The sequence below is a fragment of the Vibrio sp. V10_P2A27P122 genome (assembly GCF_963874335.1).
Taxonomy (GTDB): Bacteria; Pseudomonadota; Gammaproteobacteria; order Enterobacterales; family Vibrionaceae; genus Vibrio; species Vibrio anguillarum.
Genome location: NZ_CAWNHY010000066.1, coordinates 1 through 21,523, shown reverse-complemented (window position 1 = coordinate 21,523; position 21,523 = coordinate 1). Strand labels below are relative to the sequence as shown.

Genomic DNA, 21,523 nt, shown 5'->3' with positions numbered 1-21,523 from the left:
TTTTCCTTAGAATTCGCCCATTCCCTTTATTTAACTAGATTTGGATTATGAACAAGAGCTTACTCACTAATATCATTGCGCTAGCGCTCCTTGCTGCGGGCTATCAACTGGATAACACTATTGCGCTGTATGCGGGCTTATTTGCCTTCTCTGGCGCAATCACCAACTGGCTTGCGATTCACATGCTGTTTGAAAAAGTGCCAGGACTCTATGGCTCGGGTGTGATACCTGCTCGCTTTGAAGAGTTCAAAACCGCAATCAAGAGCCTGATGATGGAGCAATTTTTCACTCAGTCCAATATTGACCGCTTCCTCAGTAAAGAGATGACGGGCAGTAAAACGTTGGATCTTGAGCCTGTGATTGCCAAAGTTGACTTCAACCCAACCTTTGATTCTTTGGTCGAAGTGATTGCAAACTCTCCATTTGGCGGCATGCTGGCGATGTTTGGTGGAACCGACGCGCTACAACCACTCAAGCAACCGTTTGTCGAAAAAATGCAGCAATCTATGATTGATATCAGCCAAAGCGATAGCGTTAAACAAGCGCTCAAAGAGCAGTTAGAAGCTCCTGAGATGATTGAAGAGATCACCGCTAACATCGAAAACATCATCGATCAACGTCTCAATGAACTCACGCCTAAATTGGTGAAAGAGATGGTACAGAAAATGATTAAACAGCACCTTGGCTGGTTGGTTGTTTGGGGTGGAGTATTCGGTGGTTTGATTGGTGTGGCTTCCTCCTTCTTTGCCTGATTGCCGTTACTTATGTGATTGAATGTGATTACAAAAAAGCCAGCACGTTTAAATGTGCTGGCTTTTTTATGATGACTCGTGACCCGTTAACAGAGATGAAGGCGCGTTAATAACGGTTTTAATTTAGGATGATCTAAGGGATACACTTTGGGTATCACAAGGTAAATCATGCTGACAAACAGCAAGGAGCCGTATAAATCAACCGGACGATGCATCCCTAACCATAAGCGGCTAAAGGAGACCCCACAGGCCCAAAGCAGTAGACCCGCCGCAAAAATATAGCGCTTTTGTTCAATAAACAGACCACCAAAGAAAGCCAGACAAATAGCAGCGAAGATCGTATGGCCAGAAGGAAATGAATAGTCCTTTTCACCCTGCCAATGACGTAAACGCCAGTCACTGACTTGGGTTGCGATGTCGGTCATCACACTTTCTTTTTGTAATTCACTCAATTTATAAAAATGCGCAGGGTTTGGGATAAGTAACTCATACGTCATTAATTCGGTGTATGGACGAGGGCTCTCTGTCAGATGTTTTAAACCCGTTTTGGCAGCCATACCAATCACCAATAACAAGCCAATTTGAATAATGCGGTTAAGCAGTTCAATGCGGGAAGTCGCTGTCCGTGTTGCCAAAAAAGCCAACAAAGCAAAGGTAAAGCCAAAACCTTGCCAACCAGCCGAATCGGTTAAATAGGTAAAAAATGCACCGACGCCCTCGCTCACTGGCGTGGTCAAATCAATCGAAGACCCAACCAATGAGATGGGAACTAACAGCAACGAGAACAAGGCTAAGAGTACTAAGCCCGATTTTTTCATTTGGATTTGCTTTTTCACGCTCAATAGACACCGCTGGATTATTGAAGATCAGCATAATAACGGACGACACGCAAAGAACGTATCAAGCAATTGTCAATTTGAGGGAAAATAATCGCCCCGATCTCACCCTTTTTACTTATTTTCCTGACACAAAGAATTCATACATAACGTGTAGGAAAGGCAAACCAGACCATGTCCTGCCTAACCGAAACAACGTCTTCTTTCGTGCAAGATAGGAGACTCCAAGACCGTGAATGGATGATGGCAACAGCGTTGACCGACAGCAAGAATGTTAAAAAGGGAGCCGCAGCTCCCTTCAGAGGAAATGATCAGGGCTTATGCGCCAATCACCCCGCCGTCTTCACGAGTGATCATCATAATGGTCGAACGCGGCTTGGTGGTTCCACCGTATGGGAAATGCGATGGCGCTTCATCTTCCCCAGGGTGTTGAACGCCAACAAACATGGTTTTTTGATCCGGTGAAAAAGTTAACCCTGTTATTTCACAAGCAATCGGCCCAGTTAGGAAACGTTTTACTTCACCAGTAATTGGATCCCCGCACAACATTTGGTTGTTGCCTTGCCCGGCAAAATCCCCTTTGTTGGAATAGTTGCCATCGGTTTGAATCCACAAGCGACCCGCTTTGTCAAAGCCGATACCATCTGGGCTGTTGAACATGTTGTCTGCTGAGATATTGTCGCTGCCCGCATAGAGATCGCCTTTATGTACCGTTGGGTTGCCCGCAATCAAGTACAGATCCCATGCAAACACAGTGCTAGTGTGATCCTCATTGGCTGGCATCCAGCGCAGAATCTGGCCATAGTTATTCTTAGCGCGAGGGTTAGGACCACCAACAGGTTGCCCCTCTTTACCTCGGTTTTTATTGTTGGTCAGTGTACAGAACACGTGCTTATTATCAGGGTGAATCGCAACCCATTCAGGACGATCCATTGTCGTAGCACCCACTTGAGTCGCTGCGCGGCGAGCAAAAATCATCACTTCTGCTTGGTCCTTAAAGCCATTTTCTGGCGTTAAACCATTTTTACCAAAGGTCAGTTCAAGCCATTTTCCCGAGCCTTTCAGTTCTTTCTCATTCATATCAAACTTAGCGACAAAGAGGGTTCCTTCTTCTAATAAATTGCGATTCGCCGCATCGTTACCAGCTTGGTAGCGATTTTTTGAAACGAATTTGTATAGATGTTCACCGCGTTCATCATCCCCCAGATAGACCACAGCATGGCCATCTTTGTTGAGAGTAAGCGCCGCATTTTCATGTTTGAAACGGCCTAACGCCGTGCGTTTAAGTGGCGTCGATGTTGGATCGTTCGGATCAATTTCCACCACCCAACCAAAGCGGTTTGGCTCATTGGGGTTTTTCGCAACGTCAAAACGCTCATCATGTTGGTGCCACTGATAATCACTGGGTTTGGCTTCAATACCATAACGCTTATGATCAGCCGTTAACTTCACGCCATCTTGGTTACTACCAAAGAAATCATCAAAGTTCTCCTCACACGTTAAGTATGTCCCCCACGGCGTTTGACCATTCGCACAATTGTTAAAAGTTCCCAGTGGATTTAAGCCCTTAGGATCAGTGGCGGTTTTCATTAGCGTATGGCCTGCAGCTGGCCCTGTGAGCAACATTGGTGTGTTTGCCGTGATACGACGGTTACGCTTCCCTGCGCGGTCAACCGTCCACTGGCCATTTTTGTTCATCACTTCAACGACAGTAACGCCGACCGCAGCTTGCGCTTTACGCACATCATCTGCTGTCATCGATTTACCTTTGTGATCAAACAAGTATTCGTAGTTGGTGTATTCATTATTAATCGCAAGTACACCGCGATCATCCGAAATTGGGAAGAAGCTCATGCCATCAGTGTTATCACCAAATTGAAGCTCTTGTGCTCGTGAATCTTGTTTACCACTTTGGTCAAACTCAGGAGCATCAACAGAAATGGGGTCACCCCATGAAATCAACGGGGTCGCTTTATACCCTTTAGGAACAACGATGGCATCTGCCGTTGAGACAGGAATGGCTTCAAAATTGAGCAGTGAAGAGCTCGACTTTGCCGCCACAGCCTTAGCAACTGGATTTAAAGATAAAAACGCGCCTGCACTGACTGCCGCACTACCCGCCATAAAACGGCGGCGAGAGAGTCTCGCTTCGATCATTTCACTAAATTGAGACTCTTGCTCTTCACGCTTCCACATGTTTGCTCCTTGACTTTACTTGTCTTGTTATTGGATTTTGCAAGCAGCTTAGCGGTCTATCGTGACAAATAAGTTAAATTTACATTGCTTAACGGTGACAGTGAGTTAAAAAATAAAATCTATGCGTTAGCTAAATAAGCCATTCAGCACAGCTGGGTCACCACAAGTATCACTCCAAATCGATATTTTCTAACCGACCTCGTCGAGAAAACAATACAACCGGCACCGCCATCAAGCTTGTCAATTGTCAAAACGGATAGTTTTTTGTTTTGTTTGGCAAGAGATGAATATTCATTTGATCATGCGCTCAAATCACACCTATTTTTTTACAGTTTTCTATTCTTAAACTAGGCTCAAAGTGCATATGGATGAATATGAACATCTAAGATCACTACATACCTTATACACAACGCAAAATACCTAACTCGACTGGAGTCTGTTATGAAATATTTTATTTGCCTGATCGCTTGTTTCTCCTTTTCCTCCTTTGCTAATGAGTTTGAAGGGGCGCTAAAAAACTTCATTGATACCGAAGTGGCTGAAATCATTGCTAATCCCGTTTTAATCCAAGCCATTAATGCTCAAAACGCTCAACACGCTAACCTAACTCAAATGCAAATTGATCAACTCGACAAGGATTGGCGTAGCCAAGTGGGCCAAACCGATGCTCCACTGATCAACAAACTGCTCTCTTCCCCCGCATCTTCTGAACTTAAATCGATTCAACAAGCTAGCAACGGCCTAATTACGGAGATCTTTGCTATGGATAACAAAGGGCTGAATGTCGCCCAAAGCGAGATTACTTCTGACTACTGGCAAGGAGATGAGGAAAAGTGGCAAGACACCTACCTTAAAGGTCCAAGCGCATATCTAATTGGTGAGATAGAAGAAGATGAGTCGACCCAAATGTTTCAGTCACAGATAAGCCACAGCGTGGTTGACCCTAGCTCAGGGAAAGTGATTGGTGCCATCACCATCGGCGTTAACGTAGAAGCTCTTTAACTCATTGATCAGGATTACTCTATATGAGACTTAGTATTAGTCGGTTGGTAGTGGCAAGTGCGTCGCTACTTAGCGTTGTATCGCTGATTGCTATTTCCTATGCTCTATGGTCGAAAAGTGCCACAGTGATGTACTCGCTGAGCGCTCAAACTTATCAACAAATGGCGGCTTCTCTAGCTGAAAACGTCGCCACTTCGGTGCGCTTTAACAAAGTAGAGAGCTTAGAAGAGCGGGTTAAAGTCGCTGTCGATAGCAGCAATAAAGAACTCAAACATATAGCGGTTTTCCTTGCAGATGGATCTTTATTCTATCAATTAAATGAGAAGTCCGTATCTCCTAGCGGAGTCAATATAAAAAATGCACTGACCCAAGCATCAACCAACGCCATCATTATTGAACAAAGCACACAACACGTGATCATCATCAACCCATTAACGTCGGGCAAGGAAGCAAAATTGGTGGGTTACTTAGTCACTCAGTGGCAATTTGACAAGGTCAATGCCATTTCCAAGGAACTGGGGCTATGGGCCATTTCAATTGGCATAACCTTCGTGTTGATTACTTTTATTGGCTTGTTTTTTATTTTGAGGAGCGCTCTACTGCATCCTTTAAATCAGCTGAAAAACTTATGTGAATCATTGGCGTCTGGTCGGTGCGACCTCAAGCAACGAATTCCATTTAACAAAGATAACGAGTTAGGTGACCTTGCCACAGCAATCAATATGTTCATTGAAAAAGTGGAACATACCTTCCACCCTATTGAACAAAACATCTGCAATGTCACTGATGTTACGAAAGCTGTTGAACGACAAGTGAAGCAGCTAGAACACAATATCAATGGTCAGCAGCGGGAAATTGCGCAATCAGTACAAATTGGTGAAGGTGCTCGGCAAAGCATTGCGTCAGTCACTGAGAATATCAATACTGCGTCGCTGTCTTTACAACAAGCCGTTATTTCTGGGCAAGAAAGTCAACAACAACTTAAACATGCATTAAGTGAAAATAAAAACCTAGCAGAAAAGTCACAAGTAACAGCAAAAACCGCTGAGAGCCTAAATGCCCAGGTTGAAAAAGTCACCGATATCTTACAGATCATCCGTACGATCGCTGATCAAACAAACCTGCTTGCGCTCAATGCGGCCATTGAAGCGGCTCGCGCGGGTGAGAATGGTCGCGGGTTCGCCGTCGTGGCAGACGAAGTGCGTAACCTAGCGGAAAAAACATCCTCTTCAACCAACCAAGTGGAAGAGATCCTTACCGTGCTTAGTAACTTTTCGAAAGACTTGATCGGCTACATGGGTGAAAGTGTCAATGCATCAATGAGTTGCGTTGAAGCTATTGAAAGTAGTAACGAGTTAGTCAGCCAAGCGATCAAGGATGTTAATCAAGCGAATAACGCCAACCACTTAGCGGTCAATTCATCTGATGAGCAACTGTCACATGTTGAAGATTTGCTAACGCAACTGAGCAATCTTAATCAACATTCACTCGAACTACTTAATGACAGCAAAGTGATGAGCGATTGTAGTAAAGAGCTCTTCCAGAAAGCACAAGCCACTTCATTATCACTCAGCAAGTTTAGTGCTCATTAACCTAATACTAAAAACCGAACAACACACTTAGCATACTTCAAATGGTTGAGTTCCATAAAACAAAAACCCCAGACAGCTGGGGGTTTTTGTTTGGTATATATGATAATCAATATGTCACTACGCAGCGTGGATTACATCTGGCGATAAAGCACATAGCTCATCTAAAATTTCTTTGGTCTGCTTAGAATAAATCAATTTATCCTTCGCCCCCACCAGTTGGATAAGCTTTACCTTGCCCGAAAGCGCACATTGCCTTAACGTTCTTAATACCATTTGGTTATCTAACGCGTTGTTCTCATCAACCCCCACTCCCGGAACTAAAGAGGCTAAATCAATCGTCACGATCAGTTGATCACAATGCTCGATGTAGTGACCTAATTGACTTTTCAACTGGTTACGATGACGAAAACTGCACTCATTCAGTGTTAACCAATCACAGCCTAAATCTTCTGCATACTCCCACACTTGGTTGGATTGATGCATTTCATCAATTCCAATACAAAATAGGCGCGTATTGTTATAGCGAGAGAGTGCAAAATGAAATGCAGAGCCAACTTGTAGGTCCAGCGTTTGTTTCAGCTCAAAATGATGTCCGATACTCACAATACCAACTTCGTCATTCTCAAAAGCCATCACTGGTAATGCATTGAGCAGCATTTCGTGACAATTCGCTAGTACGACGGGCACTGAGCTCAGTGCTAATTGATGACTCAAGGTGTCTTGAAAACGGGTGGCATTTTTATCTTTGACGACTATATGTCCCGCATCAGAGTAACAAGGCGTGGATTGACGCTGATAGAGCCAATCTGATGCAAATTCAAGGCTCTGCTGAGCAAATTCAAACTCTACTTGAGACATTGGCTTTATCTGTTCACAGAGTGTCATGAACGTGAATGGATAAGCGGGTTGGCTCTGTGTACGACTCATACGGTAGCGTTTGAATAAACTTAGCATTATGAATTACCTTTCTGGTGGCAACGCTCTTGCTGCCTGTAATACATGTAAAATGATCCGCTGCTTGTTGGTTTCAACACGATGGGCTGGAGCCATCACTGAAATTGCGCCGATCAACTTACTCCCTTTCATTACGGGGGCACTAATTCCGGAAACGCCAGGATCAATTTCTGACGTGCTCACGGCGTACCCATTACGACGTATTTTTTCCAACTCTGTCTGCCATTTTTCTATTTGGTGGTCTTCACCAAAATAACGAAGAATTTTTTCACAGCGCGGAGCGGGTAAATACGCCAACATCACTTTAGATGAGGCACCTCGAAGCAGGGGTTGACTTTGACCCTGGACGAAGCTGCATCGAAGTGCCTGCATACTTTCTTTTTGGCTAACGCACAAGGCTCGGTATCCCACCGGAACCATGTATGCCGCCATTTCGCCTGTCTGTTTCTGTAATCGACTTAACACTGCATCGACTGCATCTAAATTGTGTTGACTCGTTTCATAACTGCGCATTAAAAGTAGAGCCGCCGAACCGATGATCAACGTTTTGTCGTGTGGGCTCTCTTCGATCAAGTTCCACTCTTTCAAAATCTTCAGATGTCGGTACAAACTACTCAGCGGAACTTGCAATTGTTCGCTCAAGGTTTTCGCTGATACTGGCTCTTCATTTACCGCCACTTGCATCAATAATTGCAGTGACTTTTCATTAACTTGGCTGGCCGATAATTTCGTTTCGTTCATGTTTTCTTTTTAGCCTCATTTATTCCACGCCTCAACTATGATTCTTATATATCGAGAATTTAAGATTAATAACAGACTTGCTTTCTCACCAAGTGAGAAAACATAACAATCTGATCAAAAAAAGGCTCCGCAGAGCCTTTTGAATAAGAAAGAAACAACCGTTACGCTAATTTAAATGTCGCCACTTTTGCACTCAGCTCTTCCGCTTGCTGCTTCAGTTCATTGGATTGGCTCAAGCTATCTTCTGCACCAATGACCAGTTGCTCCGTCACATCCTTGATAGAAGTAACATTTTGTGTAATTTCACTAGTCACATGCGTTTGCTCTTCGGCTGCCGTCGCAATTTGCGTCGCCATATCACTGATCAAGGCAACCGCTGCTTTAATTTCTTCAAGCGCACCGGATGCTTTATCGGCATCTTCCACTGAGTTCTCAGCGAGCGTTGAGCTGCTTTGCATCAACGATACCGCACGTTTGGTCGTTTCTTGCAGGGTATCAATGGTTGATTTTATCTCTTCGGTAGAAGTATGGGTGCGCTGAGAAAGCACACGGACTTCGTCTGCTACCACGGCGAAACCTCGGCCTTGCTCACCCGCTCGCGCAGCTTCAATAGCCGCATTCAGCGCAAGTAAGTTGGTTTGCTCTGCAATGCCTTGAATGGTTGCCAGTACAGTCGAAATCTCTTGCGCGTGTTGGTTTAGTGCGGCAATCACGCCACTGGCCTCACTCACTGATTTTGCCAAGTTATTGATCGAGCCTTTGGTATGAATCACCAAGGCATGTCCATTGTTGGTGCTGGTTGCCGAGTCTTGCGCCGCTTTTGCCGTTTGCTCTGCGTGATAGGCTATCTCTTGCGTTGCCGACGCCATTTCAGTAACTGCAGTAGCGACCATCACAATTTCTTGCTGCTGGTGACTAAGCTCTGATGCCGATTGATTAGCGCGATGCGCGCCATGTTCTGATTGCGCTTCCAATTGATGAGACTGGTGACGAATATGGCCAATAAGTTGTTGTAAACTTTCCACAAAGGTATTGAAGTTTCTGGCCAATTCACCTACTTCATCGCTGTTCTCTACTTCAATACGTTGGGTTAAGTCACCACTACCGTTTGCAATTTGTGCCAACGCTTGAGAAACATTATTCAAAGGACGGAACAAAATATTACACAATAAGTTGAACAGCAGAGTACAGAGTATGACGACAACGGCAGTAACAATGAGCTGGCTGAAAGTAGCTTCAGATAAAGGTGCGATGAGCGAATCGTGATTGATGACCACAACAGTACTGAGATTCGTTCCGTTGATGCTTCGGGCGTAGAGAACATACTCCTCACCTCGAATATCCACCAATAAATCGCTGCTTTTCGCAATCGCTTGGCGGATATCAGCGAAATTTAAACCCAGATCAGAAACACTTTTATTGAGCAGCTTAGTATCACTATGGGTAAAAATATTGCCTTTATCGTTAGCAATAAACATATATCCCTCACCCGGCAAAATAACTTGCTTCATGCTGTTGAGGATGTCAGTAATTTCTACGTCGGCGCCTAAAACGACTTGTTGGCCATTTAAATTCAGTGCCTTACCTAATGAAACCACATTAGCGCCCGTTGCCGCAGCAACGGTTGGGTTATCCATAAACACTTTTGATGGGTTTGCTTTAGCGTTTGTATACCAGCCCCATTTGCGCGGATCATCGTTCCCCGGCGGCAAGATGACACCATTAGCGTTGTTTTGCGAACCGTCGGGGTAAGCAAGAAATACGTTGTCAAACGCTGCAGAATCTCGAACTTGTTTTAAATGTGTCACGATGGCTTGTTTCTCGGCATCTTGCGACAGCGAGGTTAAAGCACGCTCTTTCGACAGTAACCAGTCCGTCACATACTGATTATAAGAAGCGGTGGTACTTTGTAATCGTTGTTCAACATCAATATCTAATCGCTCCAGTGCAGCTCGATACGACAATGCTTCAACGAGTAATCCCCCAAGAATAATGGCAGCGCTGGCTGAAATCGCCAGTTTGTTTTTTAACGACATTTTTTTAAACATAGGTAGACCTATTTGTAATAGTAATTTAACTCAAACCGATAGAATTCTCGATCAATTGGACATTATAATTTCAAGCCTCGAAATAAAACTTGAAGCGGTCCACGTCTTTGTCATTGCTCACAAAGGACTACAAAATAGCATAGTGCATTTAACACATTTATATCATGTGAGTCAGAGAGTTGATTACTCATCACTTTGGAACTAACTTCTAATTTTGAGTGAATTTTTTGGTCTAACCTTTTCTAGCCTCACCATAGTAACCGCAGGAAATAGGCGAAAAAAAAGAGAACAAACGCTCTCTTTTTGACCACAATTAACCAGAAACTTATCGGGTCAACAGTGACTTCAATGAAAGTTCATCAGTACTATAGAGCTTGTGGCTAATCCAGTAACTGGCGATACCAATCATGATATACACAAATAAATTACCCCAACCAGCACCTTCAAAAGCCGTGAACATGTTTGAAGAAGTCATTAACTGCAACGGCAAGTTGAAAATCGCGTGGTAAAACTCCCCTACAATGTCAGAATTCAGCATAACAATCGAGATCCATTTAAGCACGAAACCGCCCACGAACATCACAAGGATCGGCGAATTAAATATCTGTGAAATAACTAAAGTAAAGCAGGCTAATGGCAGCATCGTCACAGCAATCACCCACATGATACTGAGGTAATTCAACCAGTGTTGAACGGCATATCCTAGAGAACGTTGTTCAAATAGTAGGGCTAAACGGTTTTCTGTCGCTAAGTTAAGCCCCCACAGCAGAACGTCCGCACAAATGACTAACACGGAACAGACCGCAGGAATTACAAATAAGCCAAACCCCAGTTTCACTATGTGGGTCATATTGTTCGTCACTGGCATGCTGCGCCAGAACATCGAGCTTCCCTCTTTACGCTCCTTGCGGAATGTTCTGGGGAAATAGAGTGAACTGAGCATTAGCGAAATAAAACCAACAAGCATGATGATAAAGGTGTTGAAATCATCCACAAATTCGATATGGACATCGCTGATGTCGCCACCAAATTCCATCTCAAAAAACAAGTTATGTTGCAGTGTATTGTTCATTAATAAACTGATGAACAATAGGGTTCCGCATACCAATAGAAACAAAGGAATACGCGTAACATTTTTGTTTTCAATCAGCTCTTTTTCGAGCATATAAATACTGGGGTGCATTATGCGTTCTCCTTCTGCAAGGCAAGAAATAGTTCAGCAAGTTTTACACTGTAAATAGAACCAAGCCCTTCAACGGCTTGACGGTGTTCTGAAGTCAACAACCACTTTGTTGTTCCCAAGCTTGGCTGAGATGCCAAAGGACGATAGGTTTGGATAACGTCTTGATGTGCGTTACTGGCCTCTAGAACAAAATACCCTTGTGTAATCGCCTCCATTGAGTCTTGCAGCACGACCTTACCTTGCTTCAAGATCAGCACATCCGTTAGCAAATGTTCAATTTCCGATACTTCATGACTAGCAATAATCAAGGCACGCTCACCATCATGGAACCATTCGAGTAAGTGACGATAGAAGGTATCACGGTAGATTAGGTCCAAACCAAGAGTTGGCTCATCCAAAATCAGCACTTTGGTATCGGTGGCAATCACAATGGCTAAATGCAGTTGTACTTTCATCCCTTTTGATAAGGTACGAATTTTACTTGATAAACGAATGTTGGTTTGTGCAAGGACTTGCGTGGCCTTGTCTAACGAGAAACTGGGATGCACGCCTGACGTATAACGCAAAATTTGTTTAACCGTCATCCAATCTGGCAACACATTGACGTCTGAAATGTAGGAAAGATGCGCCATCACTTGCGCATGTTCCGTAATCGGATTTAAGCCTTGGATCAAAATGTCACCTTGATAATGGTGAGCACCGAGCAACGACTTAATTAAGGTCGACTTGCCCGCACCATTATGTCCGAGCAAACCGAGCACCTGTCCTGCGTAGAGCTTAAAGCTCACATTCTGTAGAGCTTCCGACTCGGCATGCTTTGCGTACTGTTTAGATACACCGTTGACTTCGACTAATGGATTCATTGGTCACCTTCAATATGCTGTTGTAGTTGGTTGATAAAATCCTCAAGCGGCATCGCCAATAGCTTGAGTGTTTGTGCAATTTCTGGGATCTGTTGCTCTAAAAAGTGCTGCTTTTGTTTCGCCTGTAATTGCGCTAGCGCTCCTTTCGCGACATACATACCTTGACCTCGTCTTTTTTCAACAATGCCTTCGTCAACAAGCAGTTGATAGCCTTTCATGACAGTTAAGTGATTGATTTTCATATCTGCCGAAACGGTTCTTACCGAAGGCAACGCACTATCTTCTAGCCAAATACCTTGTAGGATCTGCTCGGTAATTTTGTCGGCTAGCTGACGGAATATGGGTTGGTTGTCTTGCCAATCTGTCACAATTTTATACCGATATGGTGTTATACACATATATAACACTAAAGCAAAAATATTGAATTGCAAGTGATGAATGAAAAAACATAGAAAAACGCACAAAAAAGCCTCGTGTTAGAACGAGGCTTGAAGTCATTGTTTGCAATAAAAAGTTTATTAAAACCCGTTAGCTTATTGAGGTAACTGGTTTATTAAAGCAATCAGCTTGTTGGGCAACTCGCAGGGCCAATCTCTTTCCATACTCCCCACACACCAGTAGTCGATGGGTTTTCGCCAGTTGTCCACCACTTGGCTTCCCATACTTTACCAGCCCAAGAAACTTGTTGACCGCCAGTATAAACCGCTGATTTATCCCACAAGTTACTGCAAGTGTCACCACCAGAATCTTTCTTCGCCACGATAACCGATGCACTTGCAGAGGCCGCCGCTTTACCATCACTGACAGTTACAGTGAAGCTTAGCGTGGTGTCTTGTGTATACTCAGGAGCAACAAACGAAACACTCGCACCTTGAATGGTTGCATTTAGGCCTGTAGGTACATCCCATACGAAAGTTAAGGTGTCTTGATCGACGTCACTTGAAGCGGAAGCGTCCACCACCACAACCTCACCAGCACTGGCATTGCTTGGCGCAGTAATCACCGCCACTGGTGGCGTGTTCACAGGCTCAGTTGCTTTAGGTTTGACCGTTACAGTCACAACATCAGAAGCCGTTGCGCCTTTGTTATCTGTGACCGTCAACTTGAACGTCAGCGTTTGTACTTGTGCCACTTCGGCCGCGTCAAAACTGGCTCGTGCAGAATTAGCGTTTACTAAGCTCACTGCTGTGCCCGCCGTTTGCTGCCACACGTAACTGACAATAGTGCCATCACTATCTTTTGATGCACCGCCATCAAGAACAACACTCACCGGACCAACCACCGATTGATCAACACCTGCATTTGCAGTGGGCACGCGGTTCGCGGGGGGTGTAGTACCTCCTCCTGCTAAGCTTTCATGCATCGCATTTAGGATGTCACCATTATCAGCGTCAATCTCCCAAGAGAACAACCCGGCCAAACCAAGGTTTCGAGCATAGGCGCCCTTGGCTTTGATTGAACGGTTATCGTCAAAAGTAACCAGTTGGCCCGTTGTACGATTCCAAACCCAAGGTGCTTCAGCTTGTACATCGTATCCATATTCAAAGCCATTAATACCGGTATTATTAGCCCCTAACATGAATGATTTGATGCCTTTATAGTCAATCACACCCGCTTCCCACACGCCTTGCGCGGAAGTGCCTTTCAATTTTCCGTTACCTACCCCTGTCATCGGGTCGGTTGGATCACTTAATGAAGCCGGCATCACCCCTTCCCAGCCACGGCCATACATAGCCGCACCTAAGACTAACTTATTAGCAGGAACACCCTGTGCCAGCAGTAACTGGATACCGTTATCCGCCGTATAAGCTGGGCCTTTATAAGGTTCGCCATTTTCATCTACTCCTTTCCCATCACACTGACCTGGGCGCATGAATGATCCGCAGTAAAGCGCGGTTTGGTGGCCTAATACGTTATTCCAACCGCCATAAAAGTCATAAGTCATGGCAAAGATGTAATCCATATATTGAATGGCTTCGCCATAATTAACATCTTCAATCTTGTCATGACCAACACCAATTGCTGACGTGAGCTCATAAGTACGACCAGTTTCCGATTGCAATTCATCAAGCATGGCACGCAGTTCACGCATTAACGCAATGTACGCAGGACCATCATTGACTGGGTCACCGCGATCCGCTGCTTGACCACCTCCTCCAGGATATTCCCAGTCGATATCAACGCCGTCGTAGAATTTCCACGTGGTTAGGAATTTCTTCACTGAAGCAACAAAAGTATCGCGATTGGCCTTGTTGGTAAAATCAAAAAATGGGTCAGAGAGTGTCCAACCACCAATAGAAGGAAGGATCTTGAGGTCTGGATTACGCTGTTTGAGCGCCATCAACATGGCATAGTTGCCCTTGATCGGAGAGCTGTATTGGTGACCTGCTTGCGGGAAACTCTTTTGATAGGCCGCCCAAGGGTCATGGATCACCACTTCGTAATCATTCACCCCATTACATGCGGTCATCAACGCGTTGTAGCTGTTTCCACCAACGGATTTCAATGATTCGTTAGGGCCACAAATTGGAATGAAGCCGTATAGAATATGCGTCAGATTATCAGCCGGGATGTTATCTACCGTATATTTTCGGTCATAGATGCCCCACTCAACAAAGTAGGTTCCAACCACCGTATCTTTATCGGTCGTGTAAGTCTTGTTGTTGGGATCAATATTCATCACCAAAGGTTTGAGATGTGAGCCATCGGTATCGGCAATTGTTATCTCAACAGGTGCACTTTTGCTGCAACCTGTCGCGTCGCAAGCTTCGATTGTCATTTGGTAAACACCACCTTGTGCATAACTGAAGTTTGCGGTGGTTTGGCTGCCAGTGATTGGGCCTGTCGCGACCTGTGCGCCATCAAAATAGATTTTATACGTGTTGCCTGTTGTACCACTCCATTGGTTAAACTTAACGGCAATCGGCGCTTGATCATAATATTTGACCATTTGGTTATAACCAGCCGTGCTTTCCATGGCTAATTCAACTTTAGAAAACTGTAGATTATTCGACCCATAGACATCGACGCTAGGGGTTGCTGGTGCTGCCATTGCCGTGCCCGAAAGAGCCATTGCAATACTTGCGGCGCACAAAGTAATACGATTCATACCTATATCTCTCATTTCTGAATGTTTCACTTACATTTAAGCAAGCTGCTCTTCTGATAAGGCATTGAAGAACATCCATTTCAGTATTTACAAGACTTATTTTTTTTAGCAAAAAAATAAAAACGCTTTTCGAGTCATCGTTAAAATTTTGTTATGGGGATTCACCGTGTTACATCTTAAAAGCAATTCTGAGTCAGGAATTCAGAATTTTGACAAAGCAAAGCAGGTAAGTTTAATTTTTTACGCTAATTAAGGCCTTTGAAGAAGACTAAATGGCATAATTTAAAATTAAGAGAATGACATTATCACGTGACTAACGATCTGATAATATTGACGAATGCATGACGCATGCCTCGCACTAAAGATGTTACATTTCAATGAAAATTAGTCACTTATGCTGTTGAGAACTTGCTTTTACAACCAACTATCGGCAACCTCTACTCTATTGCTTGCAAGGATAAAATAATGAACCTAATTAAACCGGCTTTATGTACATTAACCATGATCTTTAGTGCCTCTGTATTGGCTAATATCACTCTTGAAATTCCAGACACCATTAACTTATTAGCGGTGAATGGTCAGAAGCCCGAAACTTCTGGCAGCCTATTTTCCTCAGCGAAAAGCCTTGAGCTGGCCGATGGTGAACAACAAATCGTCTTCAAATACGCGCCTTATTTTACGCAGGGGAATGATCGCGTGATTATCGAAAGCGATGCAGTCATTGCCACATTCACCGCAAAGGATGCAAAACTGAATTTTGCCATGCCTGAATACCGTGATGCACATCGAGCAGAGAAAGAGATTAAAACAATGCAATGGTCACTGATTGACCAAGCAGGCCAAACACTAGAGATAAAGCAAGATCGCCTTCTTAAAGAAGGGTATCAAGTAGGCCGTGACTATATCCGTGAAGCAAATGACTATAATCGCGCAGGGGGTATTGCGGCTATTGGAATGACGGATGTTGCTATGCTGCAAAATGAACTAGCTCAGTCAGGAAATGTACAAAACGCCGCCGAAGAAATGCTGCATTTTTGGTACAACAAGGCTGATGAGAAAACGAAAGCACGCTTTAAAGAATTCGTTAACCAACAGTAATAACATCTCAATATGAGCCCTCTGAATTGAGAGCTCATTAGTATTGAAGTAGTTTGTGCTTAGCTTACCAGAACAGCATCGCAATCATGGTCAGCAAGCCAATACAAGCAATATTTAGCATCATACCCACTCGCATCATCTCACTTTGCTTAATGTGTCCAGAGGCAAACACTATCGCATTGGGTGGCGTCGCAACGGGCAACATAAATGCACAAGAAGCCGCAATAGCAATCAATACAGATAGAATCACGGGTGAGATACCAAAGGCTTCAGCAACACTGGCAAACACCGGAATAAGCAGCGCTGCACTGGCTGTATTACTCGCGAATTCCGTTAGGAACACCACGAAAACAGCAATCACGAATACAATAAAGAACAGACCTAAATGAGAGATCAGGGCACTTAGTTCATTGGCTAGGAAAACGCTGGTTCCCGTTTGCTTAAGTACGTTGCTCAAGCAAATACCGCCACCAAACAGCAGTAATACCCCCCAATCTGCCGTTTTTTCTACATCTTTCCAGTGCACCACTCGGGCAAAATTGACCAAAACAATCGCACCCAGCGCAACCAGAGTATCAAAGCTCGCAAAACCACCCAGCATGGCATTGACTGGTTTGCTAAATATCCAACAAAAAACCGTTAATGCGAAAATACCAAGCGTGACAACTTTACCTTTATCCCAAGTAACAGGTTCATAATTAAGCTCGAACTCTCCATTAAGATCCGGTTTTAATGCGAAATATAAAATAGTAATCGCAATGGGCAGCATAATCGCCGCCGTTGGAGCACCAAATTTCATCCAATCTGTAAATGAAAGACCAACCTCAGCCGCGGCAATCGCGTTAGGAGGGCTTCCTACGATAGTGGCAATACCACCAATGCTGGCGCTGTAAGCAATACCTAACAGCACAAAAACATAGGTCGAATGACCACGGTCTTTATCCACTTTGCTGAGCACTCCAAGCACAAGCGGTAGCATCATCGCAGCGGTGGCGGTGTTACTGATCCACATTGAAAGCGCGGCAGTCACACCAAACAACATGAATACCGCAACGCTCATTTTCCCGCGCGCCATGATAAGAACTTTATCGGCAATAACTTTATCCAGACCCTGCCGATGCATAGCTGCAGCCAATGCGAATCCACCTAAAAATAGGAAGATAATCGAGTTAGCAAAGTTATTGAGCGCCGTTTGGGTGTTAAAAACACCAAAAACGATGGCCATGATAGGCACAAGAATGGCCGTGACTGTGACGTGTAAAGCTTCCGTTAACCACAGCACAGCAATAAATGCCAGCATACTAATGCCCAAAGCGACATTAGTATCAACAGGTAAGGCATTGTACAGGACAAAAAACAGGACAATATCGGCTAGGATGATAAGGCTGTTGCGGTTAAAAAACCATTCTCGGGTGTTGGAGGGTAAAGGGACACTATCGTTTCTATTCATTATTATTTTTCCTTATGAGGGCCTACTGGCAACAATATGATCACACATATTCAAACAAGGAGATAATAATTATTGCGAAATTGTTAACCTTATCAAGACTATGGTTAACAATTTAACACTTTGAAATAAATGGAAAACTATTGGTTAAATTACGCCCATCCAATTACGGCTTCAAATTAACTTAAAACGAACACCTTAGCATGGTATTCCTGCCAACAAATCAAATCCGGACTTAACTTGTTCACCTTTCATCACACGTCCATGTCCTTGGTTTTGGGTGGTAACAAGTGACACTTTCTCGATTTCTTCTGCCGCTCGCTTTGAAACAGAATATTTGGTGAACTTGTCATTCTCATCGTGAACAATGACGCTGCGAGATTGACGCTGAGCAAGCTTATGGTAAGGATCGATAGATTGAATGGGATAACGATATTGATCGGCAACTTCCTCAACAACGGCCTCAAATAAGCGCATCGAATAGCCAGACCTTGCCACACTGCTGAATAAGTTATCCAAATAATCCAGCACGGGCGCGACCAATAGCATTGGACAATGCTCAATTTTATGATGTCGGCACTCTAATGCGGCGGCCGTCCCCATACTGTGTCCAACGATACCAGCAACATTGTCAATACTATCGAGTATCGCTTCCAACCCTCCAACAAACGCAGGAATGTGACCATACACGCCCTCGCTTTGACCATGTGCTGGGTGATCATAAGCTAATGCCGTATAACCACGTGCCGCAATATGCTCCATCAGTGGATAAAACTGACTTGCCGTGCCAGACCAACCATGAGTCAATAACCAAATGGGACCACTTCCGAGTTGATAAGTAGTCAGAGCCCCTTCAACGCACATTACACGGCCAGTTTTCAGGCCAATTGGCGGCAGGTTTTGAGGCTTACTTCTTGTCGGAGTCAACAATACATTTCGTGCAACTTTTTTGGCATGTGACGGTGCGAGCGTGTGATGAAGACGAGTGCTCATATTGACCAATGTACGTTTCACACTGAATGTGTTTGAGGTGCTGAAATAGATTTTTTCACTCACTGAGTTGCCCTTTCTCTCGATAAAATAGAACGTTCGTACTATTTCTAATTAAAAAATTTTATTTTGTTAAGTATTTGATTTTGTTAAATAAAAGTGCATCTGCTCTGTTGCAGGCTCGTTCTTCTCGCTGTGAAAAGCGAGAATTAGCTAACCGAGAATTATCTAACATTGCTGCTTCACTATATTTCGCCATCGAGACATTAAATCGTCCACGCCTTTCCAAAAATACTGATAACTTTCCATTTGGCCGTAGATCGAGTAGAACAAATGAGCACTTAAATAGAGTCCATACAACTCATAAGCAGCCTGCTTTACATCCAATTTCGGATGAAACTGTGCGCTATCAACCCCTTTTTGAATTTGAATTTGCAAGTAATGAATCCAAGTCGCGATGGTTTTTTTAAGTACTTTTTGAATTGCACAATCACAAGTTGCGGCATCTTTCCACGCATCTAAAAACATACAACTGCCTTGGAATGAATGATTCCAACCTAACCAGTGCTCTAACAGCACTCGCAATTTAGCTTCGATATTCTCGTCGCCAATCAGGCGAGCCGGCGTAATAACACGCTCAGTAAACACAGAATGGGCATGCTCTAATACTGCAATTTGCAAATTTTCTTTAGCATTAAAATGCGCAAACAAACCACTTTTTGATAAACCGCACTGTTTTGCCAACTCACCGATAGTGAGACTTTCCAAACCGTTTTCACTGGCTAATTCGAACGCTTTGTTCAGTACATTTTCTCTTGTAATTCTACCTTTGCTCATATTATGCCGACTCTCAATTCATACCATGCTATTTTTAGCACGTCCGTTCTTTTTTGCAAATTTGATTTTGCAAAATGAGGAACTGTGGAAGAATAGCAACGCTATGAGCAACTTCAATGGATTGATATGACAACGATTATCGAACAACTTTTGTTTTCGGCCTCAATTACAGGGCCTATCTGTTTGATGTTAGTACTGGGCGTTGTACTAAAGCGAACGAGGGTTATCAACGATAATTTCATCGATGTCGCGTCACGCATCGTATTCCAAGTCACCTTACCAGCCATGCTATTTCTTAGCATCGTCAAATCACAGCACGATTTTTCTTCCAGTGCAGCACTGATTGGCTATGGACTACTCGCTAATTTCCTATTTTTTCTTTTCACGACTTTTTTCACCAAAAAAGCGTTCCCACAACATCTGGATCACGGCGTGATCATCCAAGGCGGGTTTCGTGCGAATACCGCTATTATCGCTTTGGCTTATGTCGCAAATACTTATGGCGAACCTGGGCTAGCATTAGCGGCGATGTACGTTGCCGCAACCACTATCCTTTATAATATTCAAGCGGTGATAACACTCACGCCAAAAGGGGAAAGTTCAGGGCTCAAAGCCGCAGGAGTAATTGCCAAAACACTCACCAAAAACCCACTGATTATTGGTATTCTGCTCGGTGTTTTATGCTATTCCTTATCCCTTCCAATCCCGAAAATGGTTACTGATGCTGGCCAATATTTTGCCAATATGACACTACCATTAGCACTACTGTGTACTGGCGGCTCACTCAATATAGGTTCACTCAGAAGCGACAAAGCACCGGCTTGGTTTGCCACTGCCCATAAGCTGATTCTCGCCCCGATATTGATCACATCGGGTGCGTTACTTTTTGGCTTTCGCGGGTTAGATCTCGGGCTAGTCTTTTTGATGAGTGCATCCCCTACCGCTGCGGCCAGTTATGTTATGGCTAGAGCTATGGGAGGAAATGCAACCTTAGCGGCCAACATCATTGCATTGACGACCGTATTTTCACTGTTTACTTGTACACTAGGCATCTTCCTGCTCGCGTCTCTGAACTTAATCTAACCGCCTTTTAATTCACTGCGGAAAGGTAAGTCAGGAAGGGCCATTCAAAAAAGAGCGAATCATTCCATCATGGAGACATCACTTTCTTTCAGTCCATGATTAAATAGCGTCAACAGTTGCTCACTTCGTTCACCCATTTTAGGGAACAACAGATAGTTATTATTGATGAGAAAAGGTTTGGGATGGTGCGTAATCATTTCTCGCCATTGCGGTAAGTATTTATCCAGAGTGTAATAACCGATATGAATTTCTTCTGGCATGAGATCAATCCGCTTTTTCGCCAGCCGTTCGAAGTTCTGTTTTGGATCATTGACTCGAGACATTTTTATTTGCTGCGTCTCTAACAATCTATCTAACTCGGCACCATAGCTGTAGGCAATGCCACCTCCTAAATGTAACCCCTTAAGATCATAGAGGCTTTCCCAGTGAAAGTCGGTTTCTTTATGGTGAAAAAACACGAAGCGTTCATCGCTCACCGCTTCGCTATAATAAAAATCTACCGTCCGCTCTTGGTTAAACATCCAAATAGCAGTTGCATCATAACGTCCAGCTTTGGCTTCGGCGTATGCTCTCGCCCATGGGAAAAAATGAAACTCAACTTCGTAGCCAGCATCCTTAAATGCTTTACGGATGATCTCAGCAACAAAACCATTATTTTCAAGATGTTGACCAATAAACGGCGGCCATTCACCCGCACTAATACGAATGATATGACTATTGTGTATTGAGGATGGCGCTGCCCATACGGGGATAGAAATCCATGATAGGATGAGACAGAACCAAACCTCATAC

The 21,523-nt window shown here is 43.9% G+C and carries 18 protein-coding genes; 5 read left to right on the top strand and 13 right to left on the bottom strand.

What is annotated here, in order from left to right:
• Positions 1 to 47: 47 nt before the first annotated feature.
• Complete coding sequence (locus tag AACQ17_RS03825) at positions 48 to 752, top strand: DUF445 domain-containing protein (RefSeq protein WP_013868329.1); 705 nt, start codon at positions 48 to 50, stop codon at positions 750 to 752.
• A gap of 86 nt (positions 753 to 838) precedes the next feature.
• Here AACQ17_RS03825 and AACQ17_RS03820 read toward each other — a convergent pair whose 3' ends face one another.
• Together AACQ17_RS03820 and AACQ17_RS03815 are read right to left on the bottom strand one after the other, a co-directional pair.
• The gene (locus tag AACQ17_RS03820) at positions 839 to 1,594 is read right to left on the bottom strand and encodes a phosphatase PAP2 family protein (protein ID WP_094123615.1); all 756 of its coding nucleotides are present in this window, start codon (positions 1,592 to 1,594) and stop codon (positions 839 to 841) included.
• A gap of 312 nt (positions 1,595 to 1,906) precedes the next feature.
• Positions 1,907 to 3,784: a PhoX family protein gene (locus AACQ17_RS03815; RefSeq protein WP_013868327.1), complete on the bottom strand. Its 1,878-nt coding sequence runs from the start codon at positions 3,782 to 3,784 to the stop codon at positions 1,907 to 1,909.
• Positions 3,785 to 4,225: 441 nt separating this feature from the next.
• Between AACQ17_RS03815 and AACQ17_RS03810 the strand changes: the two genes are divergently transcribed.
• Complete coding sequence (locus AACQ17_RS03810; RefSeq protein ID WP_013868326.1) at positions 4,226 to 4,786, top strand: hypothetical protein; 561 nt, start codon at positions 4,226 to 4,228, stop codon at positions 4,784 to 4,786.
• Positions 4,787 to 4,809: 23 nt separating this feature from the next.
• Positions 4,810 to 6,378: a methyl-accepting chemotaxis protein gene (locus AACQ17_RS03805; RefSeq protein ID WP_013868325.1), complete on the top strand. Its 1,569-nt coding sequence runs from the start codon at positions 4,810 to 4,812 to the stop codon at positions 6,376 to 6,378.
• A 117-nt stretch (positions 6,379 to 6,495) separates the two neighbouring features.
• Here the strand turns inward: AACQ17_RS03805 and AACQ17_RS03800 are convergent, their stop codons facing one another.
• The 7 genes from AACQ17_RS03800 to AACQ17_RS03770 form a co-directional block, all read right to left on the bottom strand.
• A complete protein-coding gene (locus AACQ17_RS03800; RefSeq protein WP_088729362.1) occupies positions 6,496 to 7,332 on the bottom strand; it encodes an arginase family protein in 837 nt (278 codons plus the stop codon).
• 6 nt (positions 7,333 to 7,338) lie between these two features.
• A complete protein-coding gene (locus AACQ17_RS03795; protein ID WP_094146985.1) occupies positions 7,339 to 8,073 on the bottom strand; it encodes an IclR family transcriptional regulator in 735 nt (244 codons plus the stop codon).
• A 161-nt stretch (positions 8,074 to 8,234) separates the two neighbouring features.
• Positions 8,235 to 10,121, bottom strand: a complete 1,887-nt coding sequence (locus tag AACQ17_RS03790) for a methyl-accepting chemotaxis protein (RefSeq protein ID WP_094147194.1) — start codon at positions 10,119 to 10,121, stop codon at positions 8,235 to 8,237.
• Between the two features lie 325 nt (positions 10,122 to 10,446).
• Complete coding sequence (locus AACQ17_RS03785) at positions 10,447 to 11,304, bottom strand: hypothetical protein (RefSeq protein WP_094147195.1); 858 nt, start codon at positions 11,302 to 11,304, stop codon at positions 10,447 to 10,449.
• Positions 11,304 to 12,167 carry an ABC transporter ATP-binding protein gene (locus tag AACQ17_RS03780; protein ID WP_017048124.1) on the bottom strand — a complete coding sequence of 288 codons (864 nt, stop codon included), beginning with the start codon at positions 12,165 to 12,167 and terminating at the stop codon, positions 11,304 to 11,306. Before AACQ17_RS03780 ends, AACQ17_RS03785 begins: the two co-directional genes overlap by 1 nt.
• On the bottom strand, positions 12,164 to 12,535 hold the full coding sequence (locus AACQ17_RS03775; protein ID WP_026028428.1) for a GntR family transcriptional regulator: 372 nt from the start codon (positions 12,533 to 12,535) through the stop codon (positions 12,164 to 12,166). The genes AACQ17_RS03780 and AACQ17_RS03775 overlap by 4 nt, the downstream gene beginning before the upstream one ends.
• A 194-nt stretch (positions 12,536 to 12,729) precedes the next feature.
• Positions 12,730 to 15,276, bottom strand: coding sequence for a glycosyl hydrolase family 18 protein (locus AACQ17_RS03770; protein ID WP_094147197.1), 2,547 nt, complete (start codon positions 15,274 to 15,276; stop codon positions 12,730 to 12,732).
• A 474-nt stretch (positions 15,277 to 15,750) separates the two neighbouring features.
• On the opposite strand from AACQ17_RS03770, the gene AACQ17_RS03765 reads away from it, so the two are divergent.
• Entirely contained in the window at positions 15,751 to 16,374 is a 624-nt protein-coding gene (locus AACQ17_RS03765; protein WP_026027524.1) for a DUF2057 family protein, read from the top strand.
• 64 nt (positions 16,375 to 16,438) lie between these two features.
• On the opposite strand, the gene AACQ17_RS03760 is transcribed toward AACQ17_RS03765, so the two are convergent.
• From AACQ17_RS03760 to AACQ17_RS03750, 3 genes are all read right to left on the bottom strand, one after another.
• The gene (locus AACQ17_RS03760) at positions 16,439 to 17,824 is read right to left on the bottom strand and encodes an SLC13 family permease (protein WP_017045011.1); all 1,386 of its coding nucleotides are present in this window, start codon (positions 17,822 to 17,824) and stop codon (positions 16,439 to 16,441) included.
• A gap of 195 nt (positions 17,825 to 18,019) precedes the next feature.
• Positions 18,020 to 18,877, bottom strand: coding sequence for an alpha/beta fold hydrolase (locus AACQ17_RS03755; RefSeq protein WP_094147709.1), 858 nt, complete (start codon positions 18,875 to 18,877; stop codon positions 18,020 to 18,022).
• A gap of 162 nt (positions 18,878 to 19,039) precedes the next feature.
• The gene (locus AACQ17_RS03750; protein ID WP_094147288.1) at positions 19,040 to 19,648 is read right to left on the bottom strand and encodes a TetR/AcrR family transcriptional regulator; all 609 of its coding nucleotides are present in this window, start codon (positions 19,646 to 19,648) and stop codon (positions 19,040 to 19,042) included.
• A gap of 126 nt (positions 19,649 to 19,774) precedes the next feature.
• Here AACQ17_RS03750 and AACQ17_RS03745 point away from each other — a divergent pair, with 126 nt between their 5' ends.
• Positions 19,775 to 20,731, top strand: a complete 957-nt coding sequence (locus AACQ17_RS03745) for an AEC family transporter (RefSeq protein ID WP_094147289.1) — start codon at positions 19,775 to 19,777, stop codon at positions 20,729 to 20,731.
• A 59-nt stretch (positions 20,732 to 20,790) separates the two neighbouring features.
• Here the strand turns inward: AACQ17_RS03745 and AACQ17_RS03740 are convergent.
• The coding region (locus AACQ17_RS03740; RefSeq protein ID WP_240507688.1) for a substrate-binding periplasmic protein at positions 20,791 to 21,523 on the bottom strand (733 nt) is incomplete at its 5' end.